The following is a 15450-nucleotide window of genomic DNA, read 5'->3' on the forward strand; positions in this document are numbered from 1 at the left end:
TCGGTGCGGCCGCGGACGACGAACGGGGAGCGACCAGATCGGTCGCCCCCCGCTCGCGTGTCGGTTCGGTCGGCGGACAGATGCCGGCCGGCGGCGTCAGTGGAAGCTGTCGCCGCACGCGCAGCTGCCCTGCGCGTTGGGGTTGTCGATGGTGAAGCCCTGCTTCTGGATGGTGTCCTCGAAGTCGATCGTCGCGCCGTCGAGGTACGGGACGCTCATCTTGTCGATGACGACCTCGACCCCGCTGCCGAACTCGGCCGTGGCATCGCCGTCGAGCAGCCGCTCGTCGAAGTAGAGCTGGTAGATCAGGCCGGAGCAGCCACCGGGCTGGACCGCGAGGCGCAGGCGCAGGTCGTCGCGGCCCTCCTGCTCCAGGAGGCTCGCCACCTTCGCCGCCGCCGCGTCGCTGAGCGCGACGCCGTGCGAGCGTGCGTCCGTCGCCGGTGCGTTGTCGATGATGGTGTCGCTCATCCGCGCGTCTCCCTCCGGGCGGTGTCGGTCACCGCGCCTGGGTCGATTGTAAGCACGGGAGCCGACAGGACGGGCGCGGCGTCCACAGGGCGGGACCCGACGACGGACGGGAGGCCCGTGGCGGCGTCGCCACGGGCCTCCCGTCCGGTGGTCCCCCGCTCCCGTGCCGGTGCGGGCTGCCCGGTCAGGCGCGCGTCGCCAGCCGCGCCAGCAGGATCGTCTCGGAGGCGATCGCGCGGTGCAGCACGCCGAGGTGCTGCGACTCGTTCGGGCTGTGCGCGCGGGTGTCCGGGTCCTCGACGCCGGTCACCAGGATCTGCGCCTCGGGGAACTCCGCCGCGAGGTCGGAGACGAACGGGATCGATCCGCCGATGCCCTGCTCGACCGCGGGCGCGCCCCAGCCCTCGTGCATGGCGGTGCGCGCCTCCTGCACGGCCCACCCGGCGGTGTCCACCAGGAACCCGTCGCCGGTGTCGACCTCGGTGATGTCGAGCTTCGCGCCGAACGGCACGTGGGCGCGGAGGTGGCGCTCGACGGCGGCGTACGCGTCGGTGGCGGACTGGCCGGGGGCCACGCGGACGGAGACGCGGGCGGCGACGTTCGGCAGCAGCGTGTTCGACGCGTTCGCGACGCTCGGGACGTCCATGCCCGTCACCGTGATCGACGGCTGGAACCACATGCGGGAGAGCACCGGGCCCGAGCCGACCGGTCGCACGCCCTCGAGGAGCGCGGCGTCCGTCGCGAGCTCGGCCTCGGAGCGCTCGGGGACGTCGGCGTCGTACGCGGTGAGCCCCTCGACGGCGACCGAGCCGTCGTCGTCGTGCAGCGAGGCGAGCAGGCGCACCATCGGGATCATCGCGTCGGGCGCGGCGCCGCCGAACATACCGCTGTGGCTCGCGTGCTCGAGCGTCGTCAGCGTCGCACGGAACGTGACGTTGCCGCGGAGCGAGACCGTGATCGAGGGCACGTCGACCGACCAGTTGTCGCTGTCGGCCACGACGATCACGTCGGCCGCGAGGTGCTCCTTCTGCTCGCGCAGGAAGGTACGGAACGACCGGGAGCCGAACTCCTCCTCGCCCTCGACGAAGAGGACGACACCGAGGTCCAGGTCGTCGCCGAACTGCGCGTGCAGCGCCCGGAGCGAGGCGATGTGCGTCATCACGCCGGCCTTGTCGTCCGACGCACCGCGGCCGTAGAGGCGGTCGCCGCGCAGGGTCGGTTCGAACGGCGGGGTCTCCCACAGCGCATCGTCGCCCTGGGGCTGCACGTCGTGGTGCGCGTAGAGCATGACGGTCGGCTTCCCGTTCCGGGCGGGACGCACCGCCAGGACGGCGGGCTGCCCGAGCTCGCGGCCGGCGTCCTGCGCGCCCGCGGTCTCGCCCTCGACGGCGGACCGGACGATGCGCACCGCGTCGGCGGCGAAGACGCCCGTCGACCGGGCCAGGTCCGCGACGGCCTCGGCACTGGCCTGCACGTGCGCCGGGTCGAACGCCGACCACGACACCGACGGCAGCCGGACCAGCGAGGAGAGGTCCGCGATCGTGGTCGGCAGCCCTCCCTGCACGTGTTCGCGGAGGGCGTCGAGGAGCGCGGGGTCGGTCGCGGGGCTGTGCTGGTCGGTGTCGGTCATGTCCCGTAATCTAGAGGAGATCCAGCACGCAACCGCAGTCAGGAACACACCGTGGCGAAGGCAGCCCCCAAGACCAACACGACCGTCGACCCGTCGGACGAGGAGCTCCTCGAAGCCGGCAAGGGTCGTCCGACGCCGTCGCGTCGTGAGCGCGAGGCCGCCAACCGTCGCCCGCTCGTCGGCAACAGCCCGCAGGACAAGAAGGCCGCTCGCGCGCGTCTGAACACCGAGCGCGAGAAGGCTCGGGTCGGCATGGCCAACGGCGAGGAGCGCTACCTCCCCGCGAAGGACAAGGGCGAGCAGCGGAAGTTCGTCCGCGACTGGATCGACGCGCGCTGGAACGTGGGCGAGGTCATGATGCCCGTGCTCGTGCTGTTCCTGATCGTCGGGTTCGCAGCGGCGCAGACCGTCCTGGCGTCGTACTCACTGCTGCTGGTCTGGGCGTTCGTGGCGCTGTTCGTGCTCGACTGCATCGTGCTCTGGCTGTCGCTGCGCAAGAAGATCACCGCGAAGTTCGGCGAGATGCAGCGCGGGACCTTCCTCTACATCCTCACGCGGGCGTGGCAGCTGCGCTTCCTGCGCCTGCCGAAGCCGCAGGTGCGCCGCGGCCAGTACCCCTCGCTCTAGCCACCACCGCGCGAGCGCCGTCCGGCCGAGCCGGGCGGCGCTTCGTCGTTCCCGGGGGTGGCGTCGGTCAGGCCGGGGCTGGACCGGGGCGGGGTTCCGTCGAGCGGGCCGTTTCCGTCACGCTCGGCACGCTGGGCCGACACATCTCGCCCGCTCGCCGGACACCGACGGCGTGTTCCGCCCGCTCGGTGCGCGACGCGCGCTCCGCCCGACGCCGCGCCGGCATCAGCGTCAGTGCCCGCCTGTCCGCGTCGGCCGTCGTCAGCCGACATCGGCCTTCGTCAGCCGTCATCGGCCGTCGTCAGTTCTCGTCGGCCTCGTCAGCCTTCGTCAGCCACCGTCGATCAGCGCCGGCCATCGTCAGCCACCGTCGGTCAGCGTCGGCCTGGAGGTGCGGCTCGACTCGGTCGCCGCCCCTTCCGTCGCGTGGTGGTCGCCGTTCCCCGCACCAGGACTCCGTCAGCCGTCGCGCGGGTTCCAGTCGCACGACATGCCGTCCAGCGCGCAGGTGAGCGGCATGTCGTGCAACGTCGACGCCAGCACGCGGCACGTCGTGCGACGGAGCGGCCATCCGGCCGGAGCAACTCCGAGTGGGTACCGTCGCGAAGACGAGGACGGCGCGCTACCGCGCTCCCCTGCTACCGCGCTGCGCGCCGTAGCCGCCGACGACGCAGCCGGTTGATGCGCATCGCCCAGGTCGGCCCTTCGTAGAGGAACGCCGTGTAGCCCTGCACGAGCGTCGCGCCCGCGTCGATGCGGTCCTGCACGTCCTGCTCGCTCGTGACCCCGCCGACGGCGATGACGCAGAAGTCCTGCGGCACCGCGGCCCGGACCCGGCGCAGCACCTCGAGCGACCGGGCGGCGATCGGGGCGCCGGAGAGCCCACCGGCCCCCATCGCCTCGACGTCGGCGTCCGGGGTGGTCAGCCCCGTGCGGGCGATGGTCGTGTTGTTCGCGATGATCCCGGCGAGTCCGAGGTCCACCGCGAGTCCGGCGATCGCGTCGATCTGCTCGTCGGTCAGGTCCGGCGCGATCTTCACCAGCACCGGGGTCCGCCCGGCTGCGTCGCGGACCGCCGTCAGCAGCGGCCGGAGCTGGTCGGCCTCCTGCAGACCGCGGAGCCCGGGCGTGTTCGGGGAGCTGACGTTGACGGCCAAGTAGTCGGCGAAGGGCGCGAGCAGGCGCGTCGACTCGAGGTAGTCGTCGACCGCGTCCTCGACCGCGACGACCCGACTCTTGCCGATGTTGACGCCGATGACCGGTCGGCCGGGGTGACGCCGTGCTCGCTCGAGCCGACGAGCGGCCCGGGCAGCTCCGTGGTTGTTGAAGCCCATCCGGTTGACGAGCGCCTTGTCGCGGATGAGCCGGAACAGCCGCGGCTTCTCGTTGCCCGGCTGCGCCTGCGCGGTGATCGTGCCGACCTCGACGTGCCCGAACCCGAGCAGCCCGAGCCCGGCGATGCCCTTGGCGTCCTTGTCGAACCCGGCGGCGAGCCCGAAGCGCGACGGGAAGTGGATCCCCATCGTCGTGATGCCGTCGGCCGCGGAGGGCCGGGCGTACCGCTCGATCGTCCCGCCGAGGAACGGCACCCTCGGCAGGGCACGGATCACGGCGAAGGCGATGTGGTGCGCCCGCTCCGGGTCCATGTTGGCGAACACGGACCGGAAGACGACCGCGTAGCCGTTGCGGACGACGCGCTCCGCGACCCCGCTCACGCGCCGCTGCCCGACTCGGCGCCGGACGCAGCAGCACGAGCCGCGTGGTGGTCGCGGCGCAGCTGTGCGATCGCGTCCTCGAAGTCCTCGAGCGTGTCGAACGCCTGGTAGACGCTCGCGAACCGCAGGAAGGCGACCTCGTCGAGCTCCCGGAGCGGCGGCAGGATCGCGAGGCCGATGTCGTTCGCGTCGATCTGGCTCGACCCCGACGAGCGCACGGTCTCCTCGACGCGCTGCGCGAGCACGGCCAGGTCGCCGTCGGTCACCGGGCGTCCCTGGCATGCCTTGCGCACGCCGGACACGATCTTGTCGCGGCTGAACGGCTCGGTGACGCCGTTGCGCTTCACGACGTTCAGCGAGGCGGTCTCGGTCGTCGAGAACCGGCGCCCGCAGTTCGGGCACTGGCGGCGGCGACGGATCGAGGTGCCGTCGTCGCTCGTGCGGGAGTCGACGACGCGGGAGTCCGGGTGGCGGCAGAAGGGGCAGAACATGTCGTGTCCCAGGCTATCGGCTCGACGGCGCCCACAGGGCGCGGTGACGACCCGGTGGACGACCGGCCGCACCCAGGACGCATCCGAGGCCAGACCCGGCCACGCCCCGGCACGACCCGACCGGCCGGGCTCAGGACCGAGCGGTGCGCTCCGTCACGGCGGCACCGTGCCCGGGCAGCTGCTCCTCGGTGGCGAGCGCCACGATGTGCGGCGCGACGTCGGCCAGGGCTGCGGGCGTGTACCGGATGACCTGCTGCGGGCGGAGGAAGGTCGACGCCGACAGCCCCGACCCGAACCGCGCCTGGCCGCCGGTCGGCAGCACGTGGTTCGACCCGGCGAGGTAGTCACCGAGGCTCACGGGCGTGCTCGGCCCGACGAACACGGCACCGGCCGCGTCGATGTCGGCCAGCACGGCGTCGTCGTCGGCGGTCTGGATCTCCAGGTGCTCCGGCCCGTACGCGTTGCTCACGGTCGCCGCATCGGCCAGCGAGTCCACCAGCACGATCGCGGACTGCGGTCCGTCGAGCGCGGTCTGGAGGCGCGCAGCCGTCCCCAGCGCCGCCACCCGTTCCGGGATCGCTGCCTCGACCGCGTCGGCGAACGTGGGCGAGGTGGTCACCAGGACACTGCCCGCCTGCTCGTCGTGCTCGGCCTGGCTGACCAGGTCGGCGGCGACGTAGCCGGCGTCCGCGGTGTCGTCCGCGATGACCAGGATCTCGGTCGCGCCCGCCTCGGAGTCGATGCCGACCACCCCGCGCACCAGGCGCTTGGCCGCGGCGACGAAGTTGTTGCCCGGCCCGGTGACCAGGTCGACCGGCTCGAGGCCGATCTCGCTGACGCCGTACGCCAGCGCACCGACCGCTCCGGCTCCGCCCATCGCGTAGACCTCGTCGATGCCGAGGAGCCCGGCCGCGGCGAGGATCGTCGGGTGCACCCGTCCGCCGTGGTCGCGCTGCGGCGGGGAGACGAGGGCGATCGACCCGACGCCCGCGACCTGTGCGGGAACCACGTTCATGACGACGCTCGACGGGTAGACGGCCTTGCCACCCGGGACGTAGAGCCCGACGCGTCGCATCGGCTGCCAGCGCTGGTGGACCTCGGCCCCGTCGGCCAGGCACGTGACCGACCCGGCGGGGACCTGCGCGGCACTCGCCGCACGGACACGGCGGATGGCCTCGTCGAGGGCCTCGCGCAGCTCGGGGGTCAGGCCGGCGACGGCCGCGGCGATCTCGGCGGCGGGGACCCGGACGTGCTCGGGCGCTCCCCCGTCGAAGCGCTCCGCCTGCTCACGCAGCGCCGCCGCCCCGTGCTGCCGGACCGCGTCCACGAGGTCGCGCGCGGCATCGACGGCGTGGGAGACGTCACCGACGGCACGTGGCATCAGGCGGAGGAGGTCGGCACGGGCGGGAAGGCCGCCACGGAGGTCGATTCGCTGCATCATCAGGCGTCAAGCGTACCGGCGGCGCCCGACAGCAGGGCGTCCACCAGGGGACGGTGACGTGCGGTCTGGTCGTCGTCCCACGCACCGAGCAGCTGCAGGACGAGCACGCGGAACGCGAGTGCCCGGACGAGCAGCTGCGGCCACTCCGACACCGCGGCCAGCCGGCCGAGCTCCGGTAGACGGTCGACCGGCACACCGTGCCAGCACACCGCGTCGACGGCGGCGATGGCGGCGGCGTACCCCACCGGCCGCCACGCGGGCGCCCAGTCGAACACCGCCGGCGGCTCACCCGGCGCGAAGAGCACGTTGCCGAGCAGGTCGCGGTGCACCAGCTGCGACGGCGCGCGGACGGTGCGGAAGCCCGCGGCGAGCCGGTCGAGCAACGGCTCCGTCGGCAGGGGCCCGCTCCCCCAGACGAGCCGGTCCGCCCGGCTCCACGGGTCGTCGACGAGGTCGAGGAACCCCGGGCGGGGCAGGTGCGCGACCGCGCGGTGGAAGGCCGCGCCCGCGGCGAGGACGTCCTCGACCCGGGTCGGGTCGGTCGCACCGGGCAGCCACGCCCAGGCCTCCCAGCCGCCCGCGAGCCAGCCACCGTCGGCGCTCGGGACCGGCCGCGGCGTGCGGAACCGGTCCGTGTGCGCGAGGCGGTCCGTGTGCGCGAGGCGGGCCAGCGTGGCGGACCGCCACCGTGCCTCCCGGACGTCACCGTGCGGACGCAGGACGATCCTGTCCGCGCGCCACGTCGTGCCCTGTCCGCCCACCAGGAGCACCGGTGACCGCTCCCCCGCACCGAACGCCCGGAGCACCGCAGCCGACGGCTGCGGTGCTCCGCGGACGGTCACGTCGGACGCCTAGACCAGGCAGCGCGGCCCGAGCAGGCTCTTCAGCTCGCCGAACAGATCGGGCGTCAGGTTCACCGGGAACGGCAGCTCGAAGGTCCGCGCGACGTCGTCCTTGAGCAGCCGGAGCCGCACCTCGGTCTCCCCCTGGTGCCGACCGAGCACGGCGGCGAGCTCGGTCACCGTCGTCGTCGTCGCCTGGCGCTCGGGCAGCGACAGCGTCAGCGGCCCGGACCCCATCGCGTCTCCGACGTTCGGCTGGAACATGCTCACGGCGTGCAGGGCCTTGCCGTCGTCGCGGACGTTCACCCGGCCGCGCAGCACCACGATCGAGTCGGCGACCAGGGACGGACCGAACTCCTGGTACGTCTTGCCGAGGAACATGACGCCGATCTCGCCGCCGAAGTCCTCGATCTGGACGATGCCGTACGGGTTGCCGCTCGACTTCGCGACACGGTGCTGGACACTGGTGAGCAGTCCGGCGACCGTGACCGTCTCGCCCTCGATGCCGTCGTCGGCGGCGATCAGGTCGGCGATCGTGATCGACTGGTGCTTCGCCAGCTCGATCTCGAGGCCGGCGAGCGGGTGGTCCGACACGTACAGCCCGAGCATGTCCCGCTCGAACGCGAGCTTGTCGCGCTTCGACCACTCGGGTCGGTCCGGCACCTGCGACACCGCTGCCGCCGCGGGCGACTCCTCGGCGACCTCGGCGAACAGCGAGTCGAAGTCGAAGCCGACGTTGCCGTTGGCCTCGTCCCGCTTGACCTTCACCGCTCCCTCGACCGCGCCCTCGTGGATCTCGACGAGCGCACGACGGGTGTCACCGAACTCGTCGAAGGCACCGGCCTTGATGAGCGACTCGACCGTCCGCTTGTTCGCCGACGAGATCGGGATCTTCCGCAGGAAGTCGTGGAACGACTCGAACGCGCCCTTCTCCGTCCGGGCCTTCACGATGTCGTCGACGACGTTGAAGCCGACGTTGCGGATCGCGCCCATGCCGAAGCGGATGTCGTCGCCGACGGCCGCGAAGAAGCCGATCGACTCGTTGACGTCCGGCGGCATCACCCGGATGCCCATGCGACGGCACTCGTTCAGGTACAGCGCGAGCTTGTCCCGGGCGTCGCCGACGCTGGTCAGCAGGGCCGCCATGTACTCGGCCGGGTAGTGCGCCTTGAGGTAGGCCGTCCAGAACGACACCACGCCGTACGCGGCGGAGTGCGCCTTGTTGAACGCATAGTCGGAGAACGGCAGCAGGATGTCCCACAGCGTCTTGATCGCCGCGGCCGAGTAGCCGTTGTCCTGCATGCCCTTCTCGAAGCCCGCGTACTGCTTGTCCAGCTCGGACTTCTTCTTCTTGCCCATCGCGCGGCGGAGGATGTCCGCCTGGCCGAGCGAGAACCCGGCGACCTTCTGCGCGATGGCCATGACCTGCTCCTGGTAGATGATCAGGCCGTAGGTCGTGCCGATGATGTCCTGCAGGGGCTCCTCGAGCTCCGGGTGGATCGGCGTGATCGGCTGCTCGCCGTTCTTGCGGAGCGCGTAGTTCGTGTGCGAGTTCGCGCCCATGGGGCCCGGACGGTACAGGGCGATGAGCGCCGAGATGTCCTCGAAGTTGTCGGGCTTCATCAGCCGGAGCAGACCACGCATCGGCCCGCCGTCGAGCTGGAACACACCGAGGGTGTCACCGCGCTGCAGCAGCTGGTAGGCCGCTTCGTCCTCGAGGCCCATGGTCTCGAGGTCGAGCTCGATCCCGCGGTTCGACTTGATGTTGTCGAGCGCGTCACTGATGATCGTCAGGTTCCGGAGGCCCAGGAAGTCCATCTTGATCAGGCCGAGCGACTCCGCTGCCGGGTAGTCGAACTGCGTGACGATCTGGCCGTCCTGCTCACGCTTCATCACCGGGATGATGTCGATGAGCGGCTCGCTCGACATGATCACGCCGGCTGCGTGGACGCCCCACTGGCGCTTCAGCCCCTCGAGTCCGAGCGCGGTGTCGAACACCGTCTTCGCCTCGGGGTCGGTCTCGACGACCGTGCGGACGTCGACCGCTTCCTTGTACCGCGGGTGGTCCTTGTCGAAGATCCCGGTGAGCGGGATGTCCTTGCCCATCACGGGCGGCGGCATCGCCTTCGTGAGCTTCTCGCCCATGCCGAACGGGAAGCCGAGGACGCGCGAGGAGTCCTTGAGCGCCTGCTTCGCCTTGATCGTGCCGTAGGTGACGATCTGCGCGACGCGCTCGGACCCGTACTTCTCGGTGACGTACTTGATCGCCTCACCACGGCGCCGGTCGTCGAAGTCGACGTCGAAGTCGGGCATCGAGACGCGGTCCGGGTTGAGGAAGCGCTCGAAGATCAGCCCGTGCCGGATCGGGTCGAGATCGGTGATGCGCATCGCGTACGCCACCATCGAGCCAGCGCCCGAACCACGGCCCGGGCCGACGCGGATGCCGTTGTTCTTCGACCAGTTGATGAAGTCGGCGACCACCAGGAAGTAGCCCGGGAAGCCCATCTGGTTGATGATCCCGACCTCGTAGTCGGCGCGGTCCTGGACCTCCTTCGAGATGCCGTCCGGGTAGCGGTACCGCAGCCCCTTCGCGACCTCCTTCTCGAACCACGAGTGCTCGGTCTCCCCCTCGGGCACCGGGAACTTCGGCATGTAGTTCGCGGCCGTGTCGAACTCGACGTTGCACCGCTCGGCGATGAGCAGCGTGTTGTCGCAGGCCTCGGGGTGGTCGCGGAAGACGTGTCGCATCTGCTGCGGCGTCTTCAGGTAGAACTCGTCGGCGTCGAACTTGAAGCGGTTCGGGTCGTTCAACGTCGAGCCGGACTGCACGCAGAGCAGTGCGGCGTGCGACTTCGCGTCGTGCGAGTGCGTGTAGTGCAGGTCGTTCGTGCCGACCAGCGGGATGCCGAGGTCCTTCGAGATGCGGACGACGTCCTCGATCACCCGCCGCTCGATCTCGAGCCCGTGGTCCATGATCTCGGCGAAGTAGTTGTCCTTGCCGAAGATGTCGCGGTAGTCCGCCGCTGCCTTGAGCGCCTCGTCGTACTGGCCGAGGCGCAGGCGCGTCTGGATCTCGCCGGACGGGCACCCCGTCGTCGCGATGATCCCCTCGTGGTACTGGTCGAGCAGCTCGATGTCCATGCGGGGCTTGAAGTAGTAGCCCTCGATCGACGCGCGGCTCGACAGCCGGAACAGGTTGTGCATGCCCGTCGTGTTCTCGGCGAACATCGTCATGTGGGTGTACGCACCGGAGCCGGACACGTCGTCACCGCCACCGTCGCCCCAGCGCACGCGGGTCTTGTCCGACCGGTGGGTGCGCGGCGTGATGTACGCCTCGGTCCCGATGATGGGCTTGACGCCGCCGGCCTTGGCGGCCTTCCAGAACTCGAACGCGCCGAACATGTTGCCGTGGTCGGTGACCGCGACGGCCGGCATGCCCTGCGCGGCGGTCTCGGCGACCAGGTCGCTCAACCGAGCGGCACCGTCGAGCATCGAGTACTCGCTGTGCACGTGCAGGTGGACGAAGGAGTCGGAATCCGACACGGGACCTCCGGTTTCGACGGGGACTGCTGCGGGGCGGGACCAGCCTAACCGGGAGCACCGACGTCCTCCGCGTGTCCGGCGTGCCTGCCGACGGGCGTCGGGCGGTGCCGCACCGCGAGCGGGTAGGACACGCCGCGTGCAGTCCCCCGAGCGGGCGCGACGCGTCGGCTGGAGACGCCGAGCGTGACGGATACGGCCCGCTCGGGACCCTGCGGGAGACGCGACCGGACGGCGGTCGGGAGGCGCGTGACGGCGCCGCCCTGCGCCTCCCGTCCGGACGCGGGCTCGCCCGGCGCCGAACGAGCGGGCAGGAAACGCCGCGCGGTGTACGCCGAGCGGGCGCGGATCGTCGGGCGAGGGCACCGAGCGTCACCGATCGGGCCCGCTCGGCGCGGGACCCGCCGCCCACCGACGCGGACGCCGACCGCCGCCTGCCTACGCGGACGCGGCGCGGATGCGGTCGAGCGCCTGCTGCAGGTCGTCGGGGTAGGACGCCTCGAACTCCACCCACGAACCCGTGCGCGGGTGCTCGAACCCGAGCCGCACCGCGTCGAGCCACTGCCGCGTCAACCCGAGCTCGGACGCGAGCACCGGGTCCGCGCCGTACATCGTGTCACCGACGAGCGGGTGCTTCGTCGCTGCCATGTGCACGCGGATCTGGTGCGTCCGCCCGGTCTCCAGGTGCACCTCGAGCAGGCTCGCCGACCGGAAGGCCTCGAGCGTCTCGTAGTGGGTCACGCTCGGCTTGCCGTCCGCCGTGACCGCGAACTTCCAGTCGCTCGACGGGTGCCGGCCGATGGGGGCGTCGATGGTTCCCGAGGTCGGGTCGGGGTGCCCCTGCGCGAGTGCGTGGTAGACCTTCTCGACCGTGCGCTCCTTGAAGGCCCGCTTCAGGTGCGTGTAGGCGAGCTCGGTCTTCGCGACGACCATCAGGCCCGAGGTGCCGACGTCGAGCCGGTGCACGATCCCCGCGCGCTCGGCGGCGCCGGAGGTGGCGATGGTGAAGCCGGCGGCGGCGAGGCCACCGGGCACGGTCGGCCCGTCCCACCCGGGCGACGGGTGTGCGGCGACGCCGATCGGCTTGTCGACGACGACGATGTCCTCGTCGTCGTGCACGATCCGCATGCCGGGGACCTCGACGGGCAGGATGCGCGGGGGTTCCTTCGGGGACCACTCGACCTCGAGCCACGAGTCGGCGTGCAGGCGGTCGGACTTGCCGACCTCGACACCGTCCACGCGGACGCCGCCGGCGGCGACGACCTCGGCCGCGAAGGAGCGCGAGAACCCGAGGAGCTTCGCGATGGCCGCGTCGACCCGTTCACCGGCGAGGCCGTCGGGCACGGGCAGGGAACGCTGTTCGCTCACGTCGCGTCGTGCCCGAGGACGTCGCGGCCGTCGCGCGGCGCACGCTGGTCGGGCTCCGCGACGCCCGGACGGGAGGCGCGGGACGGCTCCGCCCCGTCGGCGACCGACGAGCGCGCGGTCACGTCCGAGCCCGCAGCCGCGTCCGATCCGTCGGCCACGGAACGGCGGCTCGCCGCGTCGGCCGCGCGCTGCTGCTTCGCGGACGGTGCACGGGTGCCGTCGAGGTTCACCCCGAGGATGACGAGCAGCACGAAGACGACCATGCTCACGCAGATGAACGAGTCGGCGATGTTGTAGATCGCGGGCATCATCCAGGGCGTCGAGATGAAGTCCACCACGTGGCCACGACCGAAGCCGGGCTCACGGAGGAGCCGGTCGAGCAGGTTGCCGAGCGCGCCGCCGAGCAGCATGCCGAGCACGATCGCCCACCACATCGACCGGATGCGACGGGCGTACACGATGATGGCGACGACGACCGCCGTCGACACGATCGAGAACACCCACGTCATGTTCACCGCGAACGAGAACGCCGCGCCGGGGTTCCGGACGTACAGCAGCTGCAGCGCGTCACCGAGGACGGGCACGGCCTGGCCGTACGGCAGGTTCGCGACGACGAGCGCCTTCACGCCCTGGTCGAGCGCCACCACGACGACAGCGGCGAAGGCCAGTGCCGCGATCGCGCGGACACTGACCTTCGCCGTCGGTGCTGGTCTGACCAACGTCAGTTGCCGAAGCCCTGCGCCGAGGCCGGCGCGGGGGTGAGGCCGGACTCCTGCGAGCCGGACCCGTCGAGCTCCGAGAGCTGACCCTGGATGTAGCTCTTGAGCTGCGCACGGTAGTCGCGCTCGAAGGTGCGGAGCTCGTCGATCTTGCCCTCGAGCTGGCGCTGCTCCTGCTCGAGCACGGCCACGCGCTGGCGGTTCGTGTTCTCGGTGTCGGCGATGATCTGGCGCTGCTTCGCCTCGGCCTCGGAGACCAGGCGGGCGGCCTGCGCGGTGCCCTCGGCGATGAGCGCGTCGCGCTTCTCGATGCCCTCGCGGACGTGCTCCTCGTGCAGACGACGTGCGAGCGTGAGGAGGTTCGTGGTGCCCTCGGTGTCCTCGTCGGCGGGGACCGTCGAGGGAGCCGGAGCAGCGGCGGCGACCGGCGCGGGCTCCGGAGCGGCGGCGACGGGGGCCGGCTCGGGCTCGGGGGTCGGCTCGGGCTGCTGCTCGACGGACTGCTCGGCAGCGGCCGGCTTCGGCGCCGACTCGGCGGCCTGCAGGCGCTGGCGGAGCTCGTCGTTCTCGGCCGTCAGGCGGCGGAGCTCGACGACGACCTCGTCCAGGAAGTCGTCGACCTCGTCCTGGTCGTAGCCCTCGCGGAACTTCGTCGGCTGGAACCGCTTGTTGACTACGTCTTCCGGCGTCAAAGCCATTGCCGTCACCTCAATAGAACTGCTGAACGTGTGGAACCACTTGCGTCGCGACCGAATCTACCAGCCGCCACGAGCGGTGCGGATGTCCGCCGGAGCGGACATCGATCCCGACCACCGTACACCGGGGCCGGATCGGAACCGTGACCTTGACCGCGGCGTGGCGCGTGTCACGGTCGGGGAAGTGCTCAGAACCCGCGTGCGAGGCCGCCGACGATCACCCGGAGGATGATCACGACGAGCATGACGATCGTCCACCCGAAGTCGAGTGCGACCGGCCCCAGGCGGAGCGGCGGCAGCAGGCGTCGGACGAAGCGGATCGGCGGGTCGGTCAGGGTGTAGACCACGTCGGCGACCACGAGCAGGGCGCCGCGCGGACGCCAGGTGCGGTTGTACGCCTGGACGATGTCGAACGCGAACCGACCCCACATCACGAAGAAGTAGAGCAGGAGGGCGAAGGAGAGGATCCCGAAGACCAGTGACACGATGGGGCTCGCTCGGCTCGGGTGCAGCCGCCGTCACGGCGACCGCACGGGGCGGGGTGAACCGGGCTCCGGCTCAGGACTGGGCGAAGAAGGACGCCTCGATGTCGGACTCTACCTCAGCGGGCTCACCGCTCACCGCGACGTGGGCCGGGGACAGCAGGAAGACCTTGTTCGTCACGCGCTCGATCTTGCCGTACAGGCCGAGCGACAGCCCCGACGCGAAGTCGATCATGCGGCGGGCGTCCGACTCGGTCATCTGGGAGAGGTTGATGATGACGGGGATGCCGTCGCGGAAGCTCTCGGCGATGGACTGGGCGTCCTTGTACTCGCGCGGGTGGACGGTGAGGATCTCGTTCATTTCCTGAACCGGGGTCGCCTTCTGTGCGGTCGTGTGCGAGCGGCGGAGCGGGGTGACCTGGGCGCCGCGCTGGTGGGTGTGCGTCTTGGGCTCGGCGGGTGCGGCGGCCGGAACTGCTGCCGGCGCAGCGGCGGCGGGAGCGGCGGCAGCCGGGGCCTGCGCGGCCGGTGCTGCTGCCGGAGCGGTGGCGGGGGCAGCGGCCTGACGCGTCGGCGCGGCCGACTGCTGCTGCTCGTCCTCGTACAGTTCCTCGTCCGCGAGGCCGAGGTACACCATCGTCTTCTTGAGCGGGTTCGCCATGGTTCCTCCGGAGGTCGGTGCTCGTGATGCCCTGCAACGAGGCTAGGGTGCGGCCGGCCGGTTTCCCGTGATTGCGGTCCCGATCCGCAGGTGTGTCGCGCCCTCGGCGATCGCCTCGGCATGGTCGCCGCTCATGCCGGCCGAGATGTCCGTCGCCCCGGGTGCGATCGCTGCCACGCGCGCGGAGATCTCGCGCAACCGCGCGAAGGCGCGCCGGGGCTCCTCGTCGAGGGGCGCGACCGCCATGACCCCGCGCAGGCGGACGGTCCCGGTGCGCAGGACCCGTTCGACCATCGCCTCGACGGCGTCGGGCTGCACGCCCCCGCGGCCGGGGTCGTCAGTCAGGTTGACCTGCACGAAGCCGTCGATCACCCGGGGCTCCGGCTCGCTCTCGGTCGGGGCGAACGCGTCGACGACGGAGTCACGGTCGAGCGACTGCACGACGTCGGCGTAGCGGCGCACCTGCCGCGCCTTCTTCGACTGCAGCTGCCCGACGAAGTGCCACGTCAGGTCGAGGTCGGCCAGCTCGGCCGCCTTGGCCTGCGCCTCCTGGTGCCGGTTCTCCCCCACGTCGGTCACACCGAGCGCGGCGAGTTCGCGGACCAGCGACGCCGGGTGGTACTTCGTCACGACGACGAGCGTGATCTCGTCCACCGTGCGGCCGGCGGACCGGGCTGCGTCCGCGATCGACGCGCGGACGGACGCGAGACGCGCCTCCGGTCCGTCACGGTCGACGGACGGGAGGCGCGGATCACCTGCCACGGGACG

14 protein-coding genes are annotated in these 15450 nt (G+C 71.5%); 1 reads left to right on the forward strand and 13 read right to left on the reverse strand.

The features are described 5' to 3' along the window. Positions 1-96 precede the first annotated feature (96 nt). Together ACIPEQ_RS03420 and ACIPEQ_RS03425 are read right to left on the reverse strand one after the other, a co-directional pair. A complete protein-coding gene (locus tag ACIPEQ_RS03420; RefSeq protein WP_402714060.1) occupies positions 97-471 on the reverse strand; it encodes a HesB/IscA family protein in 375 nt (124 codons plus the stop codon). 184 nt (positions 472-655) lie between these two features. After that, positions 656-2101, reverse strand: a complete 1446-nt coding sequence (locus tag ACIPEQ_RS03425; RefSeq protein ID WP_402714061.1) for a dipeptidase — start codon at positions 2099-2101, stop codon at positions 656-658. A 51-nt stretch (positions 2102-2152) separates the two neighbouring features. Between ACIPEQ_RS03425 and ACIPEQ_RS03430 the strand changes: the two genes are divergently transcribed. Continuing rightward, a complete protein-coding gene (locus tag ACIPEQ_RS03430) occupies positions 2153-2728 on the forward strand; it encodes a DUF3043 domain-containing protein (RefSeq protein WP_126891196.1) in 576 nt (191 codons plus the stop codon). Positions 2729-3366: 638 nt separating this feature from the next. Here the strand turns inward: ACIPEQ_RS03430 and ACIPEQ_RS03435 are convergent. The 11 genes from ACIPEQ_RS03435 to ACIPEQ_RS03485 form a co-directional block, all read right to left on the reverse strand. After that, entirely contained in the window at positions 3367-4443 is a 1077-nt protein-coding gene (locus ACIPEQ_RS03435; RefSeq protein WP_402714062.1) for a quinone-dependent dihydroorotate dehydrogenase, read from the reverse strand. Beyond that, complete coding sequence (gene nrdR, locus ACIPEQ_RS03440) at positions 4440-4934, reverse strand: transcriptional regulator NrdR (protein ID WP_209676800.1); 495 nt, start codon at positions 4932-4934, stop codon at positions 4440-4442. The genes ACIPEQ_RS03435 and nrdR overlap by 4 nt, the downstream gene beginning before the upstream one ends. A gap of 130 nt (positions 4935-5064) precedes the next feature. Beyond that, complete coding sequence (gene hisD, locus ACIPEQ_RS03445) at positions 5065-6375, reverse strand: histidinol dehydrogenase (protein ID WP_402714063.1); 1311 nt, start codon at positions 6373-6375, stop codon at positions 5065-5067. Further along, positions 6375-7217: a hypothetical protein gene (locus ACIPEQ_RS03450; RefSeq protein ID WP_402714064.1), complete on the reverse strand. Its 843-nt coding sequence runs from the start codon at positions 7215-7217 to the stop codon at positions 6375-6377. The genes hisD and ACIPEQ_RS03450 overlap by 1 nt, the downstream gene beginning before the upstream one ends. Positions 7218-7226: 9 nt before the next feature. Further along, entirely contained in the window at positions 7227-10709 is a 3483-nt protein-coding gene (gene dnaE / locus ACIPEQ_RS03455; RefSeq protein WP_402714213.1) for a DNA polymerase III subunit alpha, read from the reverse strand. Between the two features lie 486 nt (positions 10710-11195). Continuing rightward, positions 11196-12125: an RluA family pseudouridine synthase gene (locus ACIPEQ_RS03460; protein ID WP_402714065.1), complete on the reverse strand. Its 930-nt coding sequence runs from the start codon at positions 12123-12125 to the stop codon at positions 11196-11198. Then, complete coding sequence (gene lspA / locus ACIPEQ_RS03465) at positions 12122-12844, reverse strand: signal peptidase II (protein WP_402714066.1); 723 nt, start codon at positions 12842-12844, stop codon at positions 12122-12124. Before lspA ends, ACIPEQ_RS03460 begins: the two co-directional genes overlap by 4 nt. 2 nt (positions 12845-12846) lie before the next feature. Continuing rightward, entirely contained in the window at positions 12847-13542 is a 696-nt protein-coding gene (locus ACIPEQ_RS03470; RefSeq protein WP_209676791.1) for a DivIVA domain-containing protein, read from the reverse strand. Between the two features lie 185 nt (positions 13543-13727). Next, complete coding sequence (locus tag ACIPEQ_RS03475; RefSeq protein ID WP_126891189.1) at positions 13728-14024, reverse strand: YggT family protein; 297 nt, start codon at positions 14022-14024, stop codon at positions 13728-13730. Between the two features lie 73 nt (positions 14025-14097). Beyond that, the gene (locus tag ACIPEQ_RS03480; RefSeq protein ID WP_402714067.1) at positions 14098-14682 is read right to left on the reverse strand and encodes a cell division protein SepF; all 585 of its coding nucleotides are present in this window, start codon (positions 14680-14682) and stop codon (positions 14098-14100) included. Between the two features lie 42 nt (positions 14683-14724). Next, positions 14725-15444 (reverse strand): YggS family pyridoxal phosphate-dependent enzyme, encoded by a 720-nt coding sequence (locus tag ACIPEQ_RS03485; protein WP_402714068.1) that lies wholly within the window; start codon positions 15442-15444, stop codon positions 14725-14727. Positions 15445-15450 lie beyond the last annotated feature (6 nt).

It is taken from the genome of Curtobacterium sp. NPDC087080 (assembly GCF_044745105.1).
GTDB lineage: Bacteria > Actinomycetota > Actinomycetes > Actinomycetales > Microbacteriaceae > Curtobacterium.

Bases quoted from the DNA above. Each gene is read 5' to 3' on its own strand.
- ACIPEQ_RS03470 (WP_209676791.1), bottom strand. From the start codon at position 13,542: ATGGCTTTGACGCCGGAAGACGTAGTCAACAAGCGGTTCCAGCCGACG.
- hisD (WP_402714063.1), bottom strand. From the start codon at position 6,375: ATGATGCAGCGAATCGACCTCCGTGGCGGCCTTCCCGCCCGTGCCGAC.
- ACIPEQ_RS03420 (WP_402714060.1), bottom strand. From the start codon at position 471: ATGAGCGACACCATCATCGACAACGCACCGGCGACGGACGCACGCTCG.
- ACIPEQ_RS03480 (WP_402714067.1), bottom strand. From the start codon at position 14,682: ATGGCGAACCCGCTCAAGAAGACGATGGTGTACCTCGGCCTCGCGGAC.
- nrdR (WP_209676800.1), bottom strand. From the start codon at position 4,934: ATGTTCTGCCCCTTCTGCCGCCACCCGGACTCCCGCGTCGTCGACTCC.
- dnaE (WP_402714213.1), bottom strand. From the start codon at position 10,709: ATGCTCGACGGTGCCGCTCGGTTGAGCGACCTGGTCGCCGAGACCGCC.
- ACIPEQ_RS03425 (WP_402714061.1), bottom strand. From the start codon at position 2,101: ATGACCGACACCGACCAGCACAGCCCCGCGACCGACCCCGCGCTCCTC.